This window comes from Sphingobacterium sp. LRF_L2 (assembly GCF_965644235.1).
In the GTDB taxonomy this organism is placed as follows: Bacteria; Bacteroidota; Bacteroidia; order Sphingobacteriales; family Sphingobacteriaceae; genus Sphingobacterium.
Genome location: NZ_CBFFRI010000011.1, coordinates 72,370 through 93,319, shown reverse-complemented (window position 1 = coordinate 93,319; position 20,950 = coordinate 72,370). Strand labels below are relative to the sequence as shown.

The 20,950-nt window shown below is 38.5% G+C and carries 21 protein-coding genes; 6 read left to right on the top strand and 15 right to left on the bottom strand.

Annotation, left to right across the window (positions count from 1 at the left end):
- Window positions 1-48 precede the first annotated feature (48 nt).
- The 3 genes from ACSZOX_RS20170 (at window position 49) to rpsA (ending at window position 3,723) form a co-directional block, all read left to right on the top strand.
- On the top strand, window positions 49-459 hold the full coding sequence (locus tag ACSZOX_RS20170; protein ID WP_437922007.1) for an acyl-CoA thioesterase: 411 nt from the start codon (window positions 49-51) through the stop codon (window positions 457-459).
- Window positions 459-1,424, top strand: coding sequence for a YihY/virulence factor BrkB family protein (locus ACSZOX_RS20165; RefSeq protein ID WP_437922006.1), 966 nt, complete (start codon window positions 459-461; stop codon window positions 1,422-1,424). The genes ACSZOX_RS20170 and ACSZOX_RS20165 overlap by 1 nt, the downstream gene beginning before the upstream one ends.
- 364 nt (window positions 1,425-1,788) lie before the next feature.
- On the top strand, window positions 1,789-3,723 hold the full coding sequence (rpsA, locus tag ACSZOX_RS20160; protein WP_437922004.1) for a 30S ribosomal protein S1: 1,935 nt from the start codon (window positions 1,789-1,791) through the stop codon (window positions 3,721-3,723).
- A 56-nt stretch (window positions 3,724-3,779) separates the two neighbouring features.
- Here the strand turns inward: rpsA and ACSZOX_RS20155 are convergent, their stop codons facing one another.
- Together ACSZOX_RS20155 and gyrB are read right to left on the bottom strand one after the other, a co-directional pair.
- Window positions 3,780-4,661, bottom strand: a complete 882-nt coding sequence (locus ACSZOX_RS20155; RefSeq protein WP_437922003.1) for a pirin family protein — start codon at window positions 4,659-4,661, stop codon at window positions 3,780-3,782.
- A 170-nt stretch (window positions 4,662-4,831) separates the two neighbouring features.
- Window positions 4,832-6,793 carry a DNA topoisomerase (ATP-hydrolyzing) subunit B gene (gene gyrB / locus ACSZOX_RS20150; protein WP_437922001.1) on the bottom strand — a complete coding sequence of 654 codons (1,962 nt, stop codon included), beginning with the start codon at window positions 6,791-6,793 and terminating at the stop codon, window positions 4,832-4,834.
- A gap of 218 nt (window positions 6,794-7,011) precedes the next feature.
- Between gyrB and ACSZOX_RS20145 the strand changes: the two genes are divergently transcribed.
- Window positions 7,012-7,638 (top strand): OmpH family outer membrane protein, encoded by a 627-nt coding sequence (locus ACSZOX_RS20145; RefSeq protein WP_437922000.1) that lies wholly within the window; start codon window positions 7,012-7,014, stop codon window positions 7,636-7,638.
- Between the two features lie 80 nt (window positions 7,639-7,718).
- A complete protein-coding gene (locus ACSZOX_RS20140; RefSeq protein WP_437921999.1) occupies window positions 7,719-8,621 on the top strand; it encodes a CorA family divalent cation transporter in 903 nt (300 codons plus the stop codon).
- A 3-nt stretch (window positions 8,622-8,624) separates the two neighbouring features.
- Here the strand turns inward: ACSZOX_RS20140 and tsaB are convergent, their stop codons facing one another.
- From tsaB to mscL, 5 genes are all read right to left on the bottom strand, one after another.
- Window positions 8,625-9,311, bottom strand: coding sequence for a tRNA (adenosine(37)-N6)-threonylcarbamoyltransferase complex dimerization subunit type 1 TsaB (gene tsaB, locus ACSZOX_RS20135; RefSeq protein WP_437921998.1), 687 nt, complete (start codon window positions 9,309-9,311; stop codon window positions 8,625-8,627).
- A 5-nt stretch (window positions 9,312-9,316) separates the two neighbouring features.
- A complete protein-coding gene (gene yidD / locus ACSZOX_RS20130; RefSeq protein WP_437921997.1) occupies window positions 9,317-9,571 on the bottom strand; it encodes a membrane protein insertion efficiency factor YidD in 255 nt (84 codons plus the stop codon).
- A complete protein-coding gene (locus ACSZOX_RS20125) occupies window positions 9,534-9,944 on the bottom strand; it encodes a ribonuclease P protein component (protein WP_437921996.1) in 411 nt (136 codons plus the stop codon). The genes yidD and ACSZOX_RS20125 overlap by 38 nt, the downstream gene beginning before the upstream one ends.
- Before the next feature lie 50 nt (window positions 9,945-9,994).
- Window positions 9,995-10,153: a 50S ribosomal protein L34 gene (rpmH, locus tag ACSZOX_RS20120; RefSeq protein ID WP_320185676.1), complete on the bottom strand. Its 159-nt coding sequence runs from the start codon at window positions 10,151-10,153 to the stop codon at window positions 9,995-9,997.
- A gap of 193 nt (window positions 10,154-10,346) precedes the next feature.
- Window positions 10,347-10,754 carry a large-conductance mechanosensitive channel protein MscL gene (mscL, locus tag ACSZOX_RS20115; RefSeq protein WP_437921995.1) on the bottom strand — a complete coding sequence of 136 codons (408 nt, stop codon included), beginning with the start codon at window positions 10,752-10,754 and terminating at the stop codon, window positions 10,347-10,349.
- A gap of 212 nt (window positions 10,755-10,966) precedes the next feature.
- On the opposite strand from mscL, the gene ACSZOX_RS20110 reads away from it, so the two are divergent.
- The gene (locus ACSZOX_RS20110) at window positions 10,967-11,608 is read left to right on the top strand and encodes a response regulator (RefSeq protein WP_437921993.1); all 642 of its coding nucleotides are present in this window, start codon (window positions 10,967-10,969) and stop codon (window positions 11,606-11,608) included.
- A gap of 30 nt (window positions 11,609-11,638) precedes the next feature.
- Here the strand turns inward: ACSZOX_RS20110 and ACSZOX_RS20105 are convergent, their stop codons facing one another.
- The 8 genes from ACSZOX_RS20105 to ACSZOX_RS20070 form a co-directional block, all read right to left on the bottom strand.
- Window positions 11,639-12,778, bottom strand: a complete 1,140-nt coding sequence (locus ACSZOX_RS20105) for a sugar phosphate isomerase/epimerase family protein (RefSeq protein WP_437921992.1) — start codon at window positions 12,776-12,778, stop codon at window positions 11,639-11,641.
- 87 nt (window positions 12,779-12,865) lie between these two features.
- The gene (locus tag ACSZOX_RS20100; protein WP_437921990.1) at window positions 12,866-13,051 is read right to left on the bottom strand and encodes a histone H1; all 186 of its coding nucleotides are present in this window, start codon (window positions 13,049-13,051) and stop codon (window positions 12,866-12,868) included.
- A 144-nt stretch (window positions 13,052-13,195) separates the two neighbouring features.
- Entirely contained in the window at window positions 13,196-14,911 is a 1,716-nt protein-coding gene (gene ftsZ, locus ACSZOX_RS20095) for a cell division protein FtsZ (RefSeq protein WP_437921989.1), read from the bottom strand.
- A 139-nt stretch (window positions 14,912-15,050) separates the two neighbouring features.
- Window positions 15,051-16,415 carry a cell division protein FtsA gene (gene ftsA, locus ACSZOX_RS20090; RefSeq protein ID WP_437921987.1) on the bottom strand — a complete coding sequence of 455 codons (1,365 nt, stop codon included), beginning with the start codon at window positions 16,413-16,415 and terminating at the stop codon, window positions 15,051-15,053.
- Between the two features lie 35 nt (window positions 16,416-16,450).
- On the bottom strand, window positions 16,451-17,278 hold the full coding sequence (locus tag ACSZOX_RS20085; RefSeq protein ID WP_437921986.1) for a cell division protein FtsQ/DivIB: 828 nt from the start codon (window positions 17,276-17,278) through the stop codon (window positions 16,451-16,453).
- Entirely contained in the window at window positions 17,271-18,629 is a 1,359-nt protein-coding gene (murC, locus tag ACSZOX_RS20080; RefSeq protein WP_437922088.1) for a UDP-N-acetylmuramate--L-alanine ligase, read from the bottom strand. The genes ACSZOX_RS20085 and murC overlap by 8 nt, the downstream gene beginning before the upstream one ends.
- Before the next feature lie 3 nt (window positions 18,630-18,632).
- Window positions 18,633-19,730 carry an undecaprenyldiphospho-muramoylpentapeptide beta-N-acetylglucosaminyltransferase gene (murG, locus tag ACSZOX_RS20075; RefSeq protein ID WP_437921984.1) on the bottom strand — a complete coding sequence of 366 codons (1,098 nt, stop codon included), beginning with the start codon at window positions 19,728-19,730 and terminating at the stop codon, window positions 18,633-18,635.
- Window positions 19,731-19,739: 9 nt separating this feature from the next.
- Window positions 19,740-20,939, bottom strand: coding sequence for an FtsW/RodA/SpoVE family cell cycle protein (locus ACSZOX_RS20070; RefSeq protein WP_437921983.1), 1,200 nt, complete (start codon window positions 20,937-20,939; stop codon window positions 19,740-19,742).
- Between the last annotated feature and the right edge of the window lie 11 nt (window positions 20,940-20,950).

Below are 20,950 nucleotides of genomic sequence, written 5' to 3'. Positions count from 1 at the left end.
AACAGATGGCATAGCTTTAAACAGATTTATTTTCAACGCTTAAGTTTAATGTTCATACACGAAACCAAAATACGCATTCGATATGCAGAAACTGATCAGATGGGATATGTGTACTATGGTAACTACGCTTCTTTTTACGAAGTTGGTCGTACCGAGATGCTTCGTAGTACCGGGATCACTTACAAAGAACTGGAAGAAATGGGAGTTATGCTTCCTGTAACAGATCTCCATTGTAAATATTATCAACCCGCACGCTATGATGATCTTCTTACAATAAAAACGTATATCAGAGAAAAACCTCTCGTCAGAATCAAATTTGAACATGAGATATTCAATGAAGTGGGTACGCTATTAAACACAGGCTCTACACAATTGGTATTTGTGGATATGAAAAAAAATCGCCCTTGTAAGGCCCCTTTAGTTTTTCAGGAAAAAATGGAAGTATTTTTCGGCACGTGATGAAAACAAAAATACATAGCTCTTTACTACGCCTAAAACCCTACGACAGGTTCATAGAGTGGACTAAGGTAGCTATTATTCCGGGTTTCGGATCATTGCCTTTATATACTGTTTTTACCTTTTTCTTTCAGGAAATAGCTCGTGAATCTATTTTAAATAAGGCTTCATCACTAGCCTATAATTTTATGCTGGCTATTTTCCCCGGAATTCTTTTTCTATTTACGTTAATCCCATATATTCCTGTCAATAATTTTCAACAAAAGCTCCTCGATCTGATACAGGTAGCACTTCCCCACAACGCTTACGATGTGCTAAAAACAACATTAGTAGATATTGTCGAAAATCAAAACTCGGGTTTACTTTCTATTGGTTTTCTCCTGGCAACATTTTTTGCAACGAATGGCATGACTACGCTTATGATGGCTTTTAATAAGGCCTCTCTATCCAAAGAAAAACGTTCTTGGTTACGTCGAAGGCTTCATGCTATTGCACTGTCATTTGCAATTGTCATGGCTTTGGCTGTAGGAATTGGTATTTTCACAGGCACCGGCCTAGTCATCAACTACTTAAAAACACATATTGATTACGATCTTTCATGGTTCTGGACGTTTATACTCACATTATCACGTTGGATAGTACTTTTTGGTATTTATTTTATCACCGTAAGTATGTTGTATAAATTTGGTCCGAGTGACTCGAAGAAATGGAAATTTCTTAATGCCGGAGCAAGTCTAGCAACTATTCTTGCAGTACTTACATTCTCAGGTTTTACATTTTATATTGACAACTTTGGCGCATACAATAAATTGTATGGCTCTATCGGCACCTTGATTGTCGTAATGATCTGGATGTACCTCAACTCGCTCATACTTCTCATCGGCTTCGAGTTAAATGCGTCTATTGCCCTTTCAAAACAAAGTATAAAAATAGTCAAACCACGTATATACAATTCGTTTAAGAACTAAAGGAGAGCACTGGCTCTAGTATCTCGATAGCCCCCTCCCCTTTAGTATCACAACAATTTTATGTTTGTTACACAAAAAAAATAGGGCTTTCGGGAATACGTTCCCTCTTTGTACTCAGATAAAGGGGCAGTAATAAGATGTATATACTTCTGATGATTTTAATATTTAAGCCATAAGTAAGCCTACAACACTAAAAATACCTCTCTGCGTTTGCTGCGGACAATTGGCACAGATATATTGGATTTTACATTGTTTTGGAGAGGCTTGATTTTCTTAAACTTTTTTTCTCTTAATCTCTTGTATATAAAAGTTTTTCGTATTTTTGCAGTCCCTACAACGTAGGGAAAAGGAGAAAAAATAATTAATGGCAAAAAAACAAGAAGCAGAAAAAGAGTTAGCGGCGAAAAACGCAGAGCTACAAGGTGCTGACACTAAAGTAGTGAAAGACACTGAAAAAATCGAGTCTGAAGCAGATTCAAAATTAATCGACGAAATCAAATCTAACACTTGGAGTACACCAGAAGGTGATTTCGATTGGGATCTTGACGAAAAAGCTTTCGGTAACTACAGCGAAGCTGAGCGTACTAAACTAGAAGAACAATACGCTGGAACATTCAACCAAATCAACCAAGGTGAGATTATTGAAGGTATTGTAGTATCTATCAATAACAAAGATGTTGTTTTAAACGTTGGCTTCAAATCAGACGGTCTTGTAGCATTATCTGAGTTCCGCGACTTAACTGACTTAAAAGTTGGTGATAAAGTTGACGTGTTTGTAGAATCACAAGAAGATGCAAACGGTCAATTAGTATTATCACGCAAACGTGCTAAAACACAAAAATCTTGGGAAGCAATCAATGAAGCATTAGAAAATGATGCAATCATTGACGGTTTCGTAAAATCACGTACTAAAGGTGGTTTAATCGTTGACATCAAAGGTGTAGAAGCTTTCTTACCAGGATCTCAAATCGATATCAAACCTATTCGTGATTACGATGTATACGTTGGTAAAACAATGGAATTCAAAGTTGTAAAAATCAACCATGAATTCAAAAACGTTGTTGTATCACATAAAGTATTAATCGAAGACGATTTAGAGAACCAAAAATCAGAAATCGTTGCGAAATTGGAAAAAGGACAAGTATTGGAAGGTACTGTTAAAAATATCACTGATTTCGGTGTGTTCATCGACTTAGGTGGTGTTGACGGATTACTTCACATTACTGACATTTCTTGGGGCCGTATCGAACATCCGAAAGAAGTATTGTCTTTAGACCAAACTATCAACGTGGTTGTATTAGACTTTGATGATGAGAAAAAACGTATCGCATTAGGTTTAAAACAATTATCAGAACACCCTTGGGAATCTTTAGATAAAGAATTAGCTATTGGTTCTAAAGTAAAAGGTAAAATCGTAACTGTTGCAGATTACGGTGCTTTCCTTGAAATTATCCCTGGGGTAGAAGGATTGATTCACGTTTCTGAAATGTCTTGGTCTCAAAACTTACGTTCTCCACAAGAGTTCTTGAAAGTAGGTGACGAAATCGAAGCTGAGATCTTAACATTAGATCGTGAAGAGCGTAAAATGAGCTTAGGTATCAAACAATTGACACCTGATCCATGGAAAAATATCACTGAGCGTTACCCTGTAGGTTCTAAACAATCAGCGGTTGTTAAGAATATGACAAACTTTGGTGTATTCGTAGAATTAGAAGATGGTATCGATGGATTGATCCACATTTCTGATTTATCTTGGTCTAAGAAAATCAATCACCCTAATGAATTCACTAAAGTTGGTGAAAAATTAGACGTTGTAGTTCTTGAACTTGATGAAGAAAACCGTAAACTATCTTTAGGTCACAAACAATTAGAAGAAAATCCTTGGGATACTTTTGAAACTATCTTTACAGAAGGTTCAGTTCACGAAGGAACAGTAATCAAAGTTGGTGACAAAGGTGACATCGTTGCTTTACAGTATGGTGTAGAAGGCTTCTGCCCTAACAAACATTCTGTGAAAGAAGATGGTACAGCTTTGAAAGTTGACGAAGTAACAGAGTTCAAAATCATCGAATTCAACAAAGAAAACAAACGTTTAGTAATTTCTCACTCACGTATTTGGGAAGACCAAAAAGCAGAAGCGCGTATTGAAGAATTCAATGCTCGTAAAAAAGAAGCGAAAGCTGCTAACTCTGCAGTGAAGAAAGTGAAAGATTCCGTAGAGAAATCTACTTTAGGTGATCTAGACGTTCTTGCTCAACTTAAAGAGCAAATGGAAGGTGACGAAAAGAAATCTAAGTAATTAGATTCTTAAACATACTTTTCGAAATCCCTGACTTACGTCAGGGATTTTTTTTTCTATTTCAGCTTTGATTCTGGTAAAGGAACATAACCTGAATCATTCACAACAAGTGGAAACCGATGATTACTCCAATCGTCCTTTGCCTTATCGATAGTAGCCTTGTCAGTAGCTACAAAATTCCAATAAATAAATCGTTCTTCAGGAAAAGGTTCTCCCCCAAAAATATAGACTGTGGTATTTGCTTTCATTGTAAATGAACAAAGATGGGCATCTTTTGTAATCAAAATTTGCTTTGGCCCATAATGATGTCCTTGGTTAACGACCTCACCTTCTAAAATATAAAGCCCACTTTCTCCAAAAAGATACTGACCTATATCGATGTTTTTTTCTTCAATACTCGTTATTTCAATCATGTAGAGAGGCGAATAAACAGGGACAGCTGATTTCTTTCCAAATACCTCTCCTGCTATCAACTTATACGAAATCCCCTCTGTTGTCCAAGAAGGAATATCCTTTGCTTCTACATGATAGAACTCCGGATCTATGAACTCTAATTTTTTAGGTAATGCCACCCAAATCTGCAATCCATGCAAAAATTTATCACGCTGACGCAAGTATACTGGTGTACGCTCAGAATGTGTAACACCCTTTCCGGCAGTCATCCAATTAACAGCACCGGGTTGAATTTCGATTTCATTACCTATACTATCTCTATGCATGATCGCACCGTCGAATAAGTAAGTTAATGTAGACAATCCTATATGCGGATGTGGAGGAACGTCTAAATTTTCGTAATCGGCCAAACAAGCGGGCCCCATATGGTCGATGAAAACAAATGGACCTATAGAACGTTTTTGGCGGAAGGGTAGTAATCTACCAACTAGAAAGTTGCCAATATCAGCAGCTTTTTCTTCATGTATAAAATCAATATTTGACATAATGGAGCAATTATAAAAAGAACTCCAATTTACAAATAAAATTTTTCTCCATTTGAGAGAATAATCACAGGAAATAAAAACTGCTCCTGAACATCTAGAAAACGATATTACATAAAAAATCCCAACCGAAAGTCGATTGGGATCTCTATATTATAAAATTTTATCAATTATTAAACATCGATCTTCGCATATCGAGCATTCTTTTCAATAAACTCTCGTCGTGGAGCAACCTCATCTCCCATCAACATTGAAAAGATGCGATCACATTCGGCAGCGTTTTGAATTGTTACCTGACGAAGAGTTCGGTGTTCTGGATCCATTGTAGTCTGCCATAATTGTTCTGCATTCATCTCACCAAGACCTTTATAACGCTGTACATTAACTGACTCTTCTTTACCTGCCCCTTTCAAACGCTGTATAGCAGCAAGACGCTGATCTTCATTCCAAGCGTATTCAAAATCTCTTCCTTTCTTAACCATATAGAGCGGCGGAGTAGCGATATAAACATATCCTTTTTCAATTAGCTCTTTCATATAACGGAAATAGAATGTAAGAATCAACGTGGCAATGTGTGAACCATCGACGTCAGCATCTGTCATGATTACGATCTTATGGTATCTTAATTTTTCTAAATTAAGTGCTTTCGAATCTTCCGCAGTACCAACACTTACGCCTAATGCGGTGAACATATTCTTGATCTCCTCATTTTCGTATATTTTGTGTTCCATTGCTTTTTCAACATTCAAGATCTTACCTCGCAGAGGCATAATCGCCTGGAATCGACGATTTCTTCCTTGCTTAGCTGTTCCACCCGCAGAGTCTCCCTCGACGAAAAATATCTCACACTTATTAGGATCATTGTCAGAACAGTCAGCCAATTTACCCGGTAATCCAGAACCACCCATCACTGTTTTACGCTGTACTAACTCTCTCGCTTTACGAGCTGCTGCACGCGCCTGAGCCGCAATAGCTACTTTTTGAACGATAGCTTTCGCCTCTCTAGGATTTTCTTCTAAATAGACCCCTAGAATCTCACCAACAGCAACATCGACAGCTCCCATAACTTCATTGTTACCGAGTTTGGTCTTTGTTTGTCCTTCAAATTGAGGCTCTGCAACCTTTACTGATACAACAGCAGTTAAACCTTCCCGGAAATCATCTCCTGTAATATCAACTTTCAGATTTTTCAATAACCCAGACTTATCCGCGTAGGCTTTCAACGTTCGCGTAAGACCTCTTCGGAATCCAGCGACGTGTGTCCCACCTTCGATTGTATTGATATTATTTACATAGGAATGCACATTTTCCGAATAGGTATCATTATATTGTAAAGCTAACTCTACAGGAATCCCCTGCTTAATACCTTCCACATGTATAGGATCTGGAATAAGTGGTTGACGTGTACCGTCTAGAAATTTCACAAACTCCTGTAATCCTCCTTCGGAATAGTATACATCAGATTTAAACGAAGAACCATCATCGTTTTTCTCGCGCTCATCAACCAGTATCAATCGAACGCCTCGATTCAAAAATGCCAATTCGCGAAGACGATTCGCTAGTGTATCATAGTTGTAAATCGTTGTCATTGTAAAGATTTCGGCATCCGGGTGAAATGTAACAATAGTTCCTGTTATATCACTCTCGCCAATTTCTTTCACATCATACAAAGGCTTTCCTTTTTCATACTCTTGTTGGAAAACCTTTCCTTCGCGATGAACCACTGCAGATAAATGTGTCGATAATGCATTCACACAAGACACCCCCACACCATGCAGACCTCCAGAAACCTTATAGGTGTCTTTATCAAATTTTCCTCCAGCATGAAGCACAGTCATAACCAATTCAAGGGCTGACTTATTTTCCTTTTTGTTGATACCAGTGGGAATACCGCGGCCATTATCTTTTACAGAAATCGAATTATCTTCGTGAATAGTAACCACAATATCGGTACAGTAGCCCGCTACGGCTTCATCAATAGAGTTATCAACAACTTCATACACCAAGTGATGCAATCCCTTCACACCCGTATCACCAATATACATGGAAGGTCTCTTCCGTACCGCCTCTAAACCCTCTAAAACCTGAATATTATCGGCCGAATATGTTGATGCATTTTTATTTTCTTCGCTCATGAAATGAAATTAAAATGAGTACTGTTTAACATTCAAAAATACGTTTTTTTTCGCTAAAAATCAAACATTCGCTGCTATAAAATGACAAGTACCGCCCAAAAAAAGAGCATAATTTCTATCAGTATTTTTTATAAGTTTACGTAATGAACTAAGGAAATTTAATTTTTTTATGTTAGGTTTGTTTTTTGAAAAATAGAAAACTCGAAAATTAGATTAGAATGAATAAACTATTCACAACAGTGACAAAAGTATCCTTCGGAGTAGCAATTGCTATAGCCGCAGTATCATGTAACCAAACTGCACAAACAGGGAATAACACGGCCGGCGATTCCACAGTTGCAAAGACGTCCACCGCGTCTGCGAAAGAAGAGAAAATTGTCTATATCAATTCAGATACTTTATCCGAAAAATACGAATACTTCAAAGATATCAGAGCCAAACTTGAGGCAAAAGTAAAAAAAGCACAATCTGATCTTCAATCTAAAGGTCAGGCCTTCCAACGCGAGGTTGCAGAATATCAACAAAAAGCCTCGACAATGAGTGCGTCTGAACGCCAAGCTACAGAAGAAAAATTAGCCCGTAAACAAGACGAGCTTGGCAAATTGGATCAAAATGCTTCTGCTGCAATTGCACAGGATGAATCCACTGAATTTAACAATGTTTATAATACCATTACTGAATACCTTAAAAAGCACGCAGAAGATAATGGATATACGCTTGTACTTACCTATTCCAAATCGAATCCAACAGTATTGTATGCGGATCCTAAATTGGACATTACAGCGCATGTAATTGATGTTTTGAACAAGGAATACAAAGACAAAAAAGCAAAAGAAAAGAAATAAGTTCTTCTAGCAAAGAAAAGGCTTCTCATAGAATGGGAAGCCTTTTCTTTTACAACCTCGGTTACTAACCACGTTGAGTTATGATACAATACATCTTAAACGAAACAAACTCCACCTTCGATTGGATCGATATTTCGGAGCCTACATACCAAGACTTCGCAGAACTACGGGTCAAATATAATTTGCACGAAGCATCCATAAAAGATTGCCTACAGATTGGCCAGTTGCCAAAAATAGAAGAATTTGAAAATTATCACTTTCTTATTATTCGATCAATCCCCACCAAATTTGATGCACTTTCGGATACACTTACAGAAATAACGGAACGTGTCTCTATATTTTTTGGAGAAAAGTTTGTTATTACTGTACATCGGGGGAAAACACAATATCTAGAGGCTTTAGCCGAAAATTTCCCCTATAGCAAACTGAATTCCAGCAAGCTTTTAATTAATCATCTCGCTTCAGAAGCATTGAAAACATTTGAAAATCTTGTTATTAACAAATTAAACAAGCAGCTGGACAGCTATGAAGAGATGGTATTTCTGCATAAGAGAAAAAAAGATTTCTTACGCCAACTCTACTACATCAAGAGACAAATTGATCTTATACGCATCATTTTAACGCTCTATAAAGACATTGTCGACTTCTTTCATTTACCGGCGTTCAAAAACATATACACCCAGGATCTAAAAGATATTTACGCGCGTTCACAAACGCTCTACAGAAATATTGCAGAAAACACAACACAGTTGCTATCTGTATATTTTAATATTGAATCGAATCATACCAATGATATCATGAGAACACTGACCATTATATCGGTCTTTTTTATGCCGCTGACATTTATTGTTGGAATCTATGGTATGAATTTCAAAAATATGCCTGAATTAGAATGGTATTATGGTTACCCCGTCATTCTTGTTTGCATGGCATTACTAGCTTTGATTATCTACTATTGGTTTAAAAGAAAGAAATGGCTATAGTGTTTAGCGCTTTTTAGGAGTGGTAGCGATAAAATCCTTTAAATAGAAGGGTTCAAAATAAATTAAATCTTCAAACTGCTGTCGCTGAAACTTCTCAAAGGCCGTTGATCCAAGAAAACTTGCTGAATTAGAAAACCCCGGGGCTATACGGACACGGGAGTGATTCGAAAAAAGTTCTTGGAACTTATCCGCTCCACTTCCAAAAAGAACATAGTTTGCTGCTAAAGATTCATTATCGAAAGAGGATTCATCTATAATGGCTGCAACAACATCAGAAATTCGCTCTCCCTTCGTATTATAGTTGGCTGTATAAACCTCCATTCTACGGGCATCGATCATAGGCACCAGAATATCTGCCTGAGAGAAATCGGTGAACCCAACAGCCATGGCATCTAAGGTATTAATTGCAAGAAGCGGTATATCCAATCCATAACAAAGTCCTTTTGCTGTAGATACACCTATACGCAACCCTGTGTAGGAACCAGGCCCCATGCTTACTGCAATAGCAGCTAAAGAAGATAAGGTGATGTTGGCGCTAGAAATGACCTCCTCAATAAACAAGGTAAGACGACTGGCGTGTAAATTAGGTTCATCAGCTTCCACCGACGCAATATGTTCACCATTTTTACTTAGTGCAACGGAACATACCGCTGTTGCTGTTTCGATCTGTAGAATATAAATATCTTTCATAAAAATCAGGGAACGGGATCATGTCCATGTCCTCCCCATGGATGACATCTTAGAATACGACGGATAGCCAAGAGCCCACCTTTAAATGGACCATATTTCAAAATAGCCTCTTTACCATATTGTGAACATGTGGGGGTATAGCGACAATTAGACCCTAAGAAGGGAGAAATAAAAAGTTGGTAGAAACGGATGATCAAAATAAATAGGCCCTGAAGTGGCCATTTAATCATTTTCTCCCAAATAAAGCCGACAACATTCATCTTTCAATTTAACTAACACAGCACCGATACGTTTGTACATTTGGTCATAAGGCACTTTTTCTTTCCCAACATATTGGAATGCTACCAACAAAGTTAAGGAATGCAATTGAAGGAACTCGTATAATTCTGCTTTTTGAAGTCTAAAAGACTCTCGCATACGTCTCTTCACGTAGTTACGATCTACAGCTTTTTTAAACCGCCGCTTCGACACCGACATGATACATTGCACAGGGAGCTGCTCACGTTGTTGTCCATCCGGCTTTAAGAAAACTATACGATAAGGATACATGACAAAAGAAGAACCATTATGGAAAAGACCATCTATAAGTCTTTTACTACATAATCGCTCTTCTTTCGTAAATGTATGATGCATGGCAACCAATAGCCGGATCTTAGACCCGGAAGAGTCACCGGCAAATGTTATTATCCTTTGTGACGGTATTCGTCTGATACAGTAAGACGTTTTCTACCTTTAGCTCTACGAGAAGCTAATACTCTTCTACCATTAGCAGTACTCATACGCTCTTTGAATCCGTGCTTATTTCTTCTTTTTCTTTGCGAAGGCTGAAATGTTCTTTTCATGACGCTATTATGCTTATTTAAATATTTTAATCAATTTATTCCTATTCAAGGGAATGCAAAAGTACAGTTAATTTGCAAAAGAAGCAAGCATTGTGTTAAAATATTTCCACCTTTCTTTTCTCTTTATACCTATACCGCAATCCAGTACTTAAATAGAAATACAAAAATGAGAGTAGAACTCCGAATGTACAGCTTACTTACTACGAAGTATATCACGGATTTCAGTCAACAAAACCTCTTCTTTAGTAGGTGCCGGTGGAGCAGATGGTGCCTTTTCCTCTTTTTTCTTCAAGGAATTAAGACCTTTAATAACCAAGAATATACAGAACGCAATAATAAGAAACTGAATCACTACATTGATGAAATTACCATACTTTATAGCAACCTCGGTGACACCAGCGGCTTCATTTGCCTCTGTTATAATGTACTTCAGATTCGAAAAGTCCACCCCACCGGTTACAAATCCAATTGGTGGCATAATAATGTCATCAACCAATGAGGATACAATTTTACCGAACGCACCTCCAATGATGACACCGACAGCTAAATCAATAACGCTTCCGCGCATTGCAAACTCTTTAAACTCTTTTAAAAATCCCATAATTCGAAAATTAAACTAATCAAGAACAAAAATTAACACAAATTAAACAAAAATAAAAAGCTTTTGTTGACTAAATTACAAATTTTAGTATTACTGTTACTTTTAGTTAAACTATTTTTTACACCCCTTTAATTGAGTTTTTTCCATATATTTGCTAAGCAACTGACGTTATTTTAGTTAAACCATTTAAGAACGTTAACCGTGTCAACTAAATGAAAAAAATATTAATCGCTGATGATCATAGTATTGTGAGATTAGGCGCTTCACTTATAATAAAAGAAAGTATTCCAGACGCCACAATATTGCAGGCAGAAACCTATAATGAAGTCTACGATGCGTTAGGTAAGGAAGATTTTGATTTATTACTTTTAGACATCAACATGCCTGGAGGAAACAATATTAAAGTTGTAAAAGAAATATTAGCACTCCAGCCTCATGTCAAAATTCTAATTTTCTCTTCTTACGAAGAGAACTTATATGCTCTTCGCTATATCAGCGCTGGTGCGTCGGGGTATCTAAATAAGAACACCGCCATGTCCGAATTGAAAAATGCAATACAGAGCATCATCAGCAGAGGAAAATACATGTCGGAAGCTGTAAAAGAGCTCTACATACAAAAGCTAACGACAAGCAAATCTTCTTTTGATGGCAATAATCCATTGAGGAAGCTATCGAACCGGGAAATGGACGTCTCAAAGCACCTTATCAAAGGATTGGGAATTTTAGAAGTTGCCACGTTAATGGATTTAAGTTCATCCACAATAAGCACTTATAAAAGTAGGATTTTCGAAAAATTAAACGTTCATAATCTTCCTGAACTTATTGAATTGTTTAAATTACATAGCGAAGAGTAACAGCTGGACTGTTACTCTTCGTCCTCTGCATTATAGCTGATCTATTGTAACTTCTGGCACATCTTTTAAGGACGGAAATACCAGTTCTTTTGTGCTTTTAAAAGCATATCCTTTATCACTATCCAAATCCCACAATAATGGCGAAAGAAAGCGGATACAATTAGCGAACCCTTGATTGGTTGCATGAATATTACCTGTATCCTTTGAATTTTTTGCTTCATTTTCAATTTCGAATGGACCATTGAATCCACGGCGATGTAAAACTGCTACAAAATCATTCCAATCCATATGATCTGTACCTCCGAAACCTGGCAACATTGCTTCATAGTGATGGCGATCCCAATCGTGCTTTGGAATAGTTACACCAGCAAGCGAAGCCAACGACTCATCGACATGCTGCATCGCATACATCCCTCCCCACTCTACACGAGCTGTTGTTTTTAAGTTTCGAGTTGTTTTAACATGAATACGCTTCAGACGAGTAATATCCATATTTTCTATTACCTCTACGGGATTCGTATTTTGCCAAATATCATGGGAAGGATCATAAATCTCTCCGTGAGCTTTACTAGGAATCAACGCATACATTAACTTCCTTGCAGCCAACACCGCTGGCAAGTTATTATAGGTACTGGAATAACGAGATGAACGCCAACCTTCCATAGGACAGTTCTCATAAACAATCGTAACACCAAGGCTTTCCGCATAATTTACAATAGGTTCAAAAACACGCTTATATTCGTCTAAATTCTTTTGAAAACCATCAATTTCATTACCCAATTTGTGGTTATATCCCACGAATGTACCTACTCTTACATCATTAGCATCACCTCCTAACAAGTGAGCTATACGAATTAAACGAAGAAGGTGATTCTGATTCTTGATTCGCTCGGCAGGATCCCCACCTATCATATTCTCAAAAGCCCCCAAAGACAGCCCCAAACCAGCTTGGTTGAACTTCTCTATCAATACACGCGCACTATCGGGAGAAAAATTTTCATAATCCAAATGTGTAGCTGTATGATCTTCCCTTGTTCCGTCTTTTCTAAATACACATAGATCAATTCCTTGTGCGCCGACTTCCTTTGATGTTGTTACAAGTTCATCCAATGACAATTTCTCGTAAGCCGAACTCATCACCCAAATAGGGTTGTTTAGTTTACCTGACATAATTATTTTTAGCCTTTAGTTCCACATCCGTAAATATAATAAAAAAAGCCCTCAAAGGGCTTCTCAAGTTTCTATATAAAAACGAGCTTATTTCTGATTTTTCAGCTCCTGTATCCCTAAACGCAATTCCTGAGAGAGGCTTTTGATATCCTGAAGTCCCTTTCTAACACGCGTCCCTGCCGCGCTATTTCCTTTAACAAAAAATTTGTCTGCATCGACTTCTAAGCCATCGACCAATGCTTTTAACGCTTTGAATTTATCAAAATTAGCCATAACTGAAAGATTTAAGTTCTATAATGTATTAATAATTAACTTGTTTATAAAAATAGCATCTTTTGACAAATAAAAAAATTTTTATATAAAAAAAGACAACCTATTGAGTCGTCTTTTTTATATTTTATTTAAATAGGATCAAATTTAATCTACATTATCATGTAAGAAGGAGTTATTTGGACGAATCTCCGTCTCGCCATCATCAAATGATAGGGTAAATCGAGATACTTGCGATTGCGAAGAATGAGGAACATCCTCTAAAGATTTCTGTCTCCTTTTGTATGCAGGTTCGTTTTCCAACTCTTGTAAACCGTTGCTAGACTTCAATTTCATACTGAGTTCCTTCAAACGCAAAATACGTTCTTTCGTTTTCATCAACTGATCCTCAAAATCCATTTCCTTAGGTTCCGCCACAATACTATTTGTAGGCTCGTTGAAGGTATTTTGAGTAGGCGCTACCTGCTCGGCTCCAGTAGGTTCTGTACTTTTATCAAAAGCATCAAAAACAGAAGGCAGTTTGAATTCGAATACCGAAGGAGAGGTTTTTAGTTCAAACCCTCCGATAGTCTCTTCAATTTCTTCTTCCTGTGCCGGCTCTTCGAAATTAAGTGTATGACGAATAATCTGAGGCTCCTCATTACTCGTGTTATTCACGATAGCAGAATGAATAGGCTTCGGAGATGTAAACAAGTCAGCTGGAGGCGTAGATTGCATCTGCATCGGTGTAGCTACCACCGTATTCTGCACCGGTTTAATATATGTTTGTGTTGTTGTCGCAGGCTCTTGCTTGGAGACAAATTGATTCTGAACCACTGGCTTAACAAACTGATTCGCTACAGGTTCAGGAGTTAAGGGTAACGCAATTTTCTCTTTTTCTTTCTCCTTCACACGCTCTTCAGCTGTCTGAAAACCTGTCGCAATAATAGTTACCGATAGCTCATCTTCCAAACTCTCATCAATACAATTACCCCAAATCAAATCGGCAGACAAGCCTGCTTTTTCCTGTATATAATCAGTAACAATGGCTACTTCATCCATAGTCACTTCTTTTCTACCTGAAGTTATATTCAATAAAATATAACGGGCACCTTCTATTTCATTATCTTTCAAAAGCGGCGATGCTAATGCACCTGTAACAGCTTCGATAGCGCGATTCTCTCCTGTAGAAATGGCATTTCCCATAATTGCAACACCACTATCATTCATCACAGTACGCACATCCTTGAAATCCACGTTCACATAACCTGGTATTGTAATAATTTCTGCGATACCTTTAGCAGCTGTAGTTAAAATGTCATCTGCTTTTGCGAAGGCTGCCGTCATGGTTAGATTACCAAATATTTCACGTAAACGGTCATTCGAGATAACCAAATAGGAATCTACATACTTACGCAACTCTTCCAAACCTTCTTCCGCTTGAGAACGACGACGCTTACCTTCGAATGTAAATGGAGTTGTAATAATAGCAACAGTGAGAATACCTAATTCTTTTGCAGCCTTAGCTAATACAGGGCTCGCTCCCGTACCAGTTCCTCCCCCCATACCTGCTGTAATAAAAAGCATCTTTGTGTTGGTCCCCAACATACGTTTAATGTCTTCGATGCTCTCTATTGCAGAGTTCTCACCTACATCAGGATCCGCTCCAGCTCCCATTCCCTCTGTTAAACTAACACCCAACTGTACCTTGTTAGGAATAGGACTTAGCTCCAAAGCCTGCGCATCTGTATTACAAACAATGAAATCTACTCCACTAATACCTTGCTTGTACATGTGGTTAACGGCATTGCCTCCGCCACCACCAACCCCAATAACCTTGATTATTGACGATTGCTCCTTTAACATTTCAAATTGTATCGACATAAAAATACCCTATTTAACTCTTGCTAAACCACTTAGAAAACTGTTCTGGGTTCAACAATTCAAATGTAATAATACCAAAATCTCCACGAGAGTTTTCCACATTTGTTAAATTGTGGAAAAAACTCAAATTGTGGAAAACTTACTTCTTTCCTATAAACGTGTCATCATCAATGCCGGTATCATCTTTAATAAAATCCGACAAGATCTTCGTAAACCAGCTTTCCTTTTTCCGTTTCTCTTCTGCTATCTCAGTCACTTTTTCCTTACTCACACGTTTAGATACCATCTCTTGTTGCGTTGCCTCATCTTCCTCCATAGCTTGAACACCTTTAATCAACAAGCCGATTGATGTAGCATACATAGGGCTCTTCAATTCTTCCAAAGCCTGTTTGTTCAACATTTCTGTTTTCGATAGATATTCATTTGGATAACCTATACGACAACCGATACCTGTAATATATTCCACCAGTTGTACCAAATGCTTTAACTGAGCGCCACCACCTGTAATAACAATACCTGCAATTAATCGATCTTCATAACCAGAAGATTTGATTTCATAGTAAACATGCTCGATAATCTCTTCCATACGAGCTTGAATGATATAAGCTAGATTCTTAACTGAGATTTCTTTAGCTTCACGTCCGCGTATACCTGGCACACAAATAACCTCGTTATCTTTATTTTCATCAGCCAAAGCGGAACCGTAGCGCACCTTTAGTTGTTCTGCTTGGTTACGCAGAACGGAACATCCTTGTTTAATATCTTCTGTCACAATATTCCCTCCCAAAGGAATAACAGCAGTATGACGAATAATACCTTCGTGAAAAATGGCAACATCCGTAGTACCACCTCCAATATCAACCAATACAACGCCAGCAGTTTTTTCCTCTTCATCCAACACAGCTTCAGATGATGCTAGAGGTTCCAAAACTAATGATGAAACTTCAAGATCAGCGTTATCCACACAACGCTTTATATTTCTAATATCTGTTACGCGCCCAGAAATAATGTGAAAATTAGCTTCTACGCGACGTCCGGCCATACCTATAGGCTCTTTGATACCCGGTTCATTATCAATTGTAAATTCTTGAGGCAGAACGTGAATAATCTCTTCCCCTGGAGGAAGAACCAATTTGTACATATCAGAAATCAATTGTTCAACGTCCAGACGACCTACTTCATCGTAGTCACGTTTTGTCAAAATACCACGGTGTTGAATACTTTTGATATGCTGTCCCGCAATCCCCACGTTGACAACTTTAATATCTACATTTGATTGTGACTCCGCAATGGTAACAGCTTCCCTGATACTACTCACGGTTTTCTGGATATTAGCTACCACTCCTCTGTTAACCCCCGAAGATTCGGCTTTCCCCACGCCTAACAGCTCAATCTTGTTTGTGCCACTCCGTCGACCCACGGTTACACAAATCTTTGTTGTTCCGATATCCAATCCTACGATGATCGGATTCTCTTTTTCGTTTTCTGCTAATCTTGGTTTCATATGCTGTGTATTTGTGCTGTATATACTGTATTACTTTAATTCAACTTCATTTTAAACTGCAAACTGTCAATAACCCAATTTCCTTTTCGTTCACAAACGATTTGGTCGTCATACTTGACATTCACTTTCGTATATGCTTCAGTTCCCACCTTCGGTAAAATACTCTGATAGAACAAAAGCAATCTCTTCAATTTTTCATCTAGCTTTGTTGCATCCCCCAGCACCAACTGCTGCGTACCCACCCGAGGTACAATTTCAATATCTTTAGTTTCGTTGACATACAACTGAACAATTTGATTGCTCCATAAGGGATCATTTTTCACATGCTCCACGACACTTACCAAATCCCTAACCAACTTTGTCTCTACTGTATCCAAGGCTTTTTTATATCCTTCTCTAATATTTCCGTTTGCCACTAACACGTGAGGAACATACCTTAAAGTTACGGGCACCTTGGCCCCTTTTGTATCGATATAAAATTCCTGACCATTCTTATTAATTATCCGCAGTAGTACTTCCCTTTGCTGCACAGAAATTTGCAACACCCCATCCATATCTACATAAATCTCCGCGGCAGATACGTAAGGTAATTCTAACAGCGCTTTTTCTATTTCCTCCACGGGTATCTGTGCTAATGGCTTTCCAACAACTTTTCCAAATTTTGTCTTTACTAAATCAGAAATGTCATGCTGATCAATAAAAGCTTCTTTCCCCTCTATCATTACTTTCATCGACGAACAAATCTGCGTCATATCTTTTTTCTTGACTAGCCCCATCAACATACCTAAACCCACAAAAGCGAGCAGAACTAAACAGGTATAGCCTACGAAACTCCACGATATGCGACGCCATAGTTTAAGCATGTTCCAAAATCTCCTTTAGTGGCCTTACCAATCGATCAATATCTCCCGCCCCAACTGTTACCAGCAACTTGGGTTTTTCTGACCGCACAACATCAAGTACTTCTTGCGCTGTCACAATTCTTTTTTGTTGCAACTGTATTTTATCAAGCAACCAACCTGACGTCACTCCTTCTATTGGCAGTTCTCTAGCGGGATATATATCCATAAGCAAGAGTTCATCCGCCATACCAAGTACTTCAGCAAATCCTTCTACGAAATCTCGTGTACGACTAAACAAGTGAGGTTGAAATATAACTGTCAACTTTTCCTCGGGGTACAACTTACGCATGGACGTTAAAAAAGCACGTAGTTCCTCCGGATGGTGCGCATAATCATCTATATAAACTGCCTCAGATTTTTTAACGATATATTCGAAGCGACGTTTCGCACCTTTAAAGGAACTTAAAGCCTGTCTTATTTTCCCCTCTTCTATACCGAGTTCCAAAGCAACTGTAACAGCCGCTACGGCGTTTTCGACGTTATGCAACCCTGGAATTCCTAAATGAATCGCCTCGAAAACTAACCCATCCCTACCGATATAGTCAAAGAAAAATTCTCCTTCTACAATATGAATATTTGCGGCATAGACATCACATTCATCTTCTTTCGCATAGGTTAATGTCCCCTGAAATGGCAATCCTTTTTTTACAATTGATACTCCATTTGATACAATCCGGCCTAAAAACAAAACAAAAGATTCAAGCAGATGACTTTCATCTCCGTAAATATCTAAGTGATCTGCATCTGCGGATGTCACAACAGCAATATTGGGATGTAGTGTTAAAAATGAACGATCGTACTCATCTGCCTCCACCACTACGACATTATTACCTCCATACAACACATTCGTATTATAGTTCGAACTGATCCCGCCCAAGAATGCAGAACAGTCATAGCCTGAATCCTTTAAAATATGAGCTATCATTGTCGACGTCGTTGTCTTCCCATGCGTACCAGCTACTGCAATGGTAAATCTACTAGCACTAATAATACCCAATACTTCTGATCGCTTATACAGTGTAAATCCTTGTTCTAAAAAGAAACACTTCAATTTAAGATCTTTTGGAACTGCTGGCGTGTAGATCAAAAGAGTCTCTTCAGATGCCGTTTGATAAGCCGTTGGAATCAACGATAAATCGTCTTGATAAACAACTTCAATGCCTTCTGAGACCAAAGCTTGAGTCAGATCCGTTTCCGTCTTGTCATACCCCTTCACCTCACAGCCTAAATGCTGGAAGTACCTTGCTAATCCACTCATTCCTATCCCTCCAATCCCGAGAAGGTAAACGCGTTTTATATGGTCGAGGTTCATCATCTATCTAATTAATTTCAGTACTTCTTTTGCAATAATTTCATCTGCTTCCAATTTAGCAAGCTTCTTAATTTCTACTCCCAACTGCGCTCGTTTACTTTCATCTTCGAACAATGAAAGTATAGTATCAAGCAATTCCCCCCTTGCTACATCATCTTTTATCAAAACAGCCGCTTGTTTCACAGCCAGGGCATGCGCATTTTTCGTCTGATGATCTTCTGCTACATTCGGAGAAGGCACCAGAATCACGGCTTTTCCTATAGCGCACAATTCGGAAATTGTTCCAGCACCAGCACGAGAAATTATCAGATCACTTGCTGCATACGCATAATCCATACGTTGTAAAAATGGTACCATGACAACATTTTTCGGTAGGACTTCTTTCAATTCGCTATCCAACGTCTCGTAATAGTAACTTCCACACTGCCAAATCACCTGAATATCATGCCCTTCAAACGTTGACAAACCTCCGCGCACACAATCATTCAATGTCTTCGCCCCCAAACTGCCTCCAGTAAACAGCACCGTTTTCTTTCCTTCTTTCAACCCAAACGAAGCCAATGCTTCTTCTTTTTTACCGGCAATATCCACGGAAGCACGTCTAATTGGATTCCCCGTCAACAACAATTTATCTCTCGAAAAAAATTGCTCCATACCTTCATAAGCAACACATATGCGCGCAGCTTTATTTCCCAATCGTTTATTCGTCACACCAGCATACGAATTCTGTTCTTGAATCAAAGTAGGTACACCCAACGTATTAGCCATCATCAATAACGGTCCAGAAGCATAACCTCCTACACCTACAGCAACATCCGCTTTAAATTCACGTATAATACGTTTCGCACGCATTAAACTACTTATCATCTTAAAAGGAAGCGTTATGTTTTTCAAAAGCGACTTCCTGTTAATCCCCTGTATATCCAACCCAACAATCGAATACCCTGCTGCTGGGACTCGCTCCATTTCCATACGCCCCTTGGCCCCTACAAACAATATCTCTACATCAGGCTCCAATTGACGCAAGGCATTTGCTATCGCAATTGCCGGGAAAATATGTCCTCCTGTCCCTCCGCCGCTGATAATTATTTTATGAGCCATACTGCTTAATTATATTGTTCCTACCACGACTTTTCTAGGCCGCGGAGTTTCATTTAACTCCTCCTTATTTTTCAACTCTTCAATATTACGGCTGACACTAAGAATGATTCCCAAAGCAACACTGGTGAACAAAATGGAAGTTCCTCCCATACTGACCAACGGCAACGGTACCCCAGTGACAGGCCCCAATCCTACTGCCACAGCCATATTGGCTAAGGCTTGTATAGTCAAACTAAATCCCAAGCCGGCCGCCAAAAAAGCTCCAAACGCACGTGGACTTAGCGTTACAATACGAATACATCTGTACATCAACGCCATATACAACAACAACAATATCGCCCCTCCTATCGTACCATATTCTTCGATAATAATAGCGAAGATAAAATCGGAGTAGGGATGAGGAAGTAGATTTCGTCCTACACTGTTCCCAGCCCCCTTTCCAAAAAACTCTCCGGAAGCGATCGTCATTTTAGCGAGGTTAGCCTGATAGTTTTTATCTTCCTGAAAAGGAACAGCCCCCCCATCTATGGATTCTTCTGTGCGAAAAAAACCTTCTATACGGCTCAAATAAGTCGCGCGTCGTGGTCCTATCAAAATAACCAATGTCAACAAAAACCCTCCCCCTACACATACCATCGCTATTTGTTTAAAACTGATACGTCCGATCAACAACAAGAGAACGCTTGTACCAAATAGCATCAACGCCGTCGATAAATTTGCCCAGGCGATCAATATAAAAACCGCACAAACAGCACCCATGATTGGAACAAAAGACTTCTTTACATCCTTTATATCCTCTTGCTTGCGTGAGAGCATCCGAGCTAAAAATGTAATCAATGCTAACTTTGCTAAATCGGAGGTCTGAAACGTTTGATTGATTACAGGTATTGTTACCCAACGACTTGCATCGTTTACCCTATTCCCTCCTATCAACGTAAACAGCAATAGTGGAATCGTAATGATCATCAACAATTTAGATATACCAGCATAATAGCGGTAATCCAACTTATGAGACAGGTACATTAAAACCAAACCAATTGCGATGATAGAGAAATGCTTAAAAAGATACATTTCAGTGCCTTTCCCTTCTTTATAAGCTAACGTACCGACCGAGCTGTACACGGCAAGCAAAGACCAACCAGATAGGACAATCACAATTATCCAAATCCATTTGTCTCCTTTCAGCTTACTAAAAATTTGATCTATCATCGTACGCTCTT

Excerpts from the sequence above, each read along its gene's own strand:
- ACSZOX_RS20170 (WP_437922007.1), top strand. The coding sequence starts at position 49 with ATGTTCATACACGAAACCAAAATACGCATTCGATATGCAGAAACTGAT.
- ACSZOX_RS20165 (WP_437922006.1), top strand. The coding sequence starts at position 459 with ATGAAAACAAAAATACATAGCTCTTTACTACGCCTAAAACCCTACGAC.
- rpsA (WP_437922004.1), top strand. The coding sequence starts at position 1,789 with ATGGCAAAAAAACAAGAAGCAGAAAAAGAGTTAGCGGCGAAAAACGCA.
- ACSZOX_RS20155 (WP_437922003.1), bottom strand. The coding sequence starts at position 4,661 with ATGTCAAATATTGATTTTATACATGAAGAAAAAGCTGCTGATATTGGC.
- gyrB (WP_437922001.1), bottom strand. The coding sequence starts at position 6,793 with ATGAGCGAAGAAAATAAAAATGCATCAACATATTCGGCCGATAATATT.
- ACSZOX_RS20145 (WP_437922000.1), top strand. The coding sequence starts at position 7,012 with ATGAATAAACTATTCACAACAGTGACAAAAGTATCCTTCGGAGTAGCA.
- ACSZOX_RS20140 (WP_437921999.1), top strand. The coding sequence starts at position 7,719 with ATGATACAATACATCTTAAACGAAACAAACTCCACCTTCGATTGGATC.
- tsaB (WP_437921998.1), bottom strand. The coding sequence starts at position 9,311 with ATGAAAGATATTTATATTCTACAGATCGAAACAGCAACAGCGGTATGT.
- yidD (WP_437921997.1), bottom strand. The coding sequence starts at position 9,571 with ATGAATGTTGTCGGCTTTATTTGGGAGAAAATGATTAAATGGCCACTT.
- ACSZOX_RS20125 (WP_437921996.1), bottom strand. The coding sequence starts at position 9,944 with ATGCATCATACATTTACGAAAGAAGAGCGATTATGTAGTAAAAGACTT.
- rpmH (WP_320185676.1), bottom strand. The coding sequence starts at position 10,153 with ATGAAAAGAACATTTCAGCCTTCGCAAAGAAAAAGAAGAAATAAGCAC.
- mscL (WP_437921995.1), bottom strand. The coding sequence starts at position 10,754 with ATGGGATTTTTAAAAGAGTTTAAAGAGTTTGCAATGCGCGGAAGCGTT.
- ACSZOX_RS20110 (WP_437921993.1), top strand. The coding sequence starts at position 10,967 with ATGAAAAAAATATTAATCGCTGATGATCATAGTATTGTGAGATTAGGC.
- ACSZOX_RS20105 (WP_437921992.1), bottom strand. The coding sequence starts at position 12,778 with ATGTCAGGTAAACTAAACAACCCTATTTGGGTGATGAGTTCGGCTTAC.
- ACSZOX_RS20100 (WP_437921990.1), bottom strand. The coding sequence starts at position 13,051 with ATGGCTAATTTTGATAAATTCAAAGCGTTAAAAGCATTGGTCGATGGC.
- ftsZ (WP_437921989.1), bottom strand. The coding sequence starts at position 14,911 with ATGTCGATACAATTTGAAATGTTAAAGGAGCAATCGTCAATAATCAAG.
- ftsA (WP_437921987.1), bottom strand. The coding sequence starts at position 16,415 with ATGAAACCAAGATTAGCAGAAAACGAAAAAGAGAATCCGATCATCGTA.
- ACSZOX_RS20085 (WP_437921986.1), bottom strand. The coding sequence starts at position 17,278 with ATGCTTAAACTATGGCGTCGCATATCGTGGAGTTTCGTAGGCTATACC.
- murC (WP_437922088.1), bottom strand. The coding sequence starts at position 18,629 with ATGAACCTCGACCATATAAAACGCGTTTACCTTCTCGGGATTGGAGGG.
- murG (WP_437921984.1), bottom strand. The coding sequence starts at position 19,730 with ATGGCTCATAAAATAATTATCAGCGGCGGAGGGACAGGAGGACATATT.
- ACSZOX_RS20070 (WP_437921983.1), bottom strand. The coding sequence starts at position 20,939 with ATGATAGATCAAATTTTTAGTAAGCTGAAAGGAGACAAATGGATTTGG.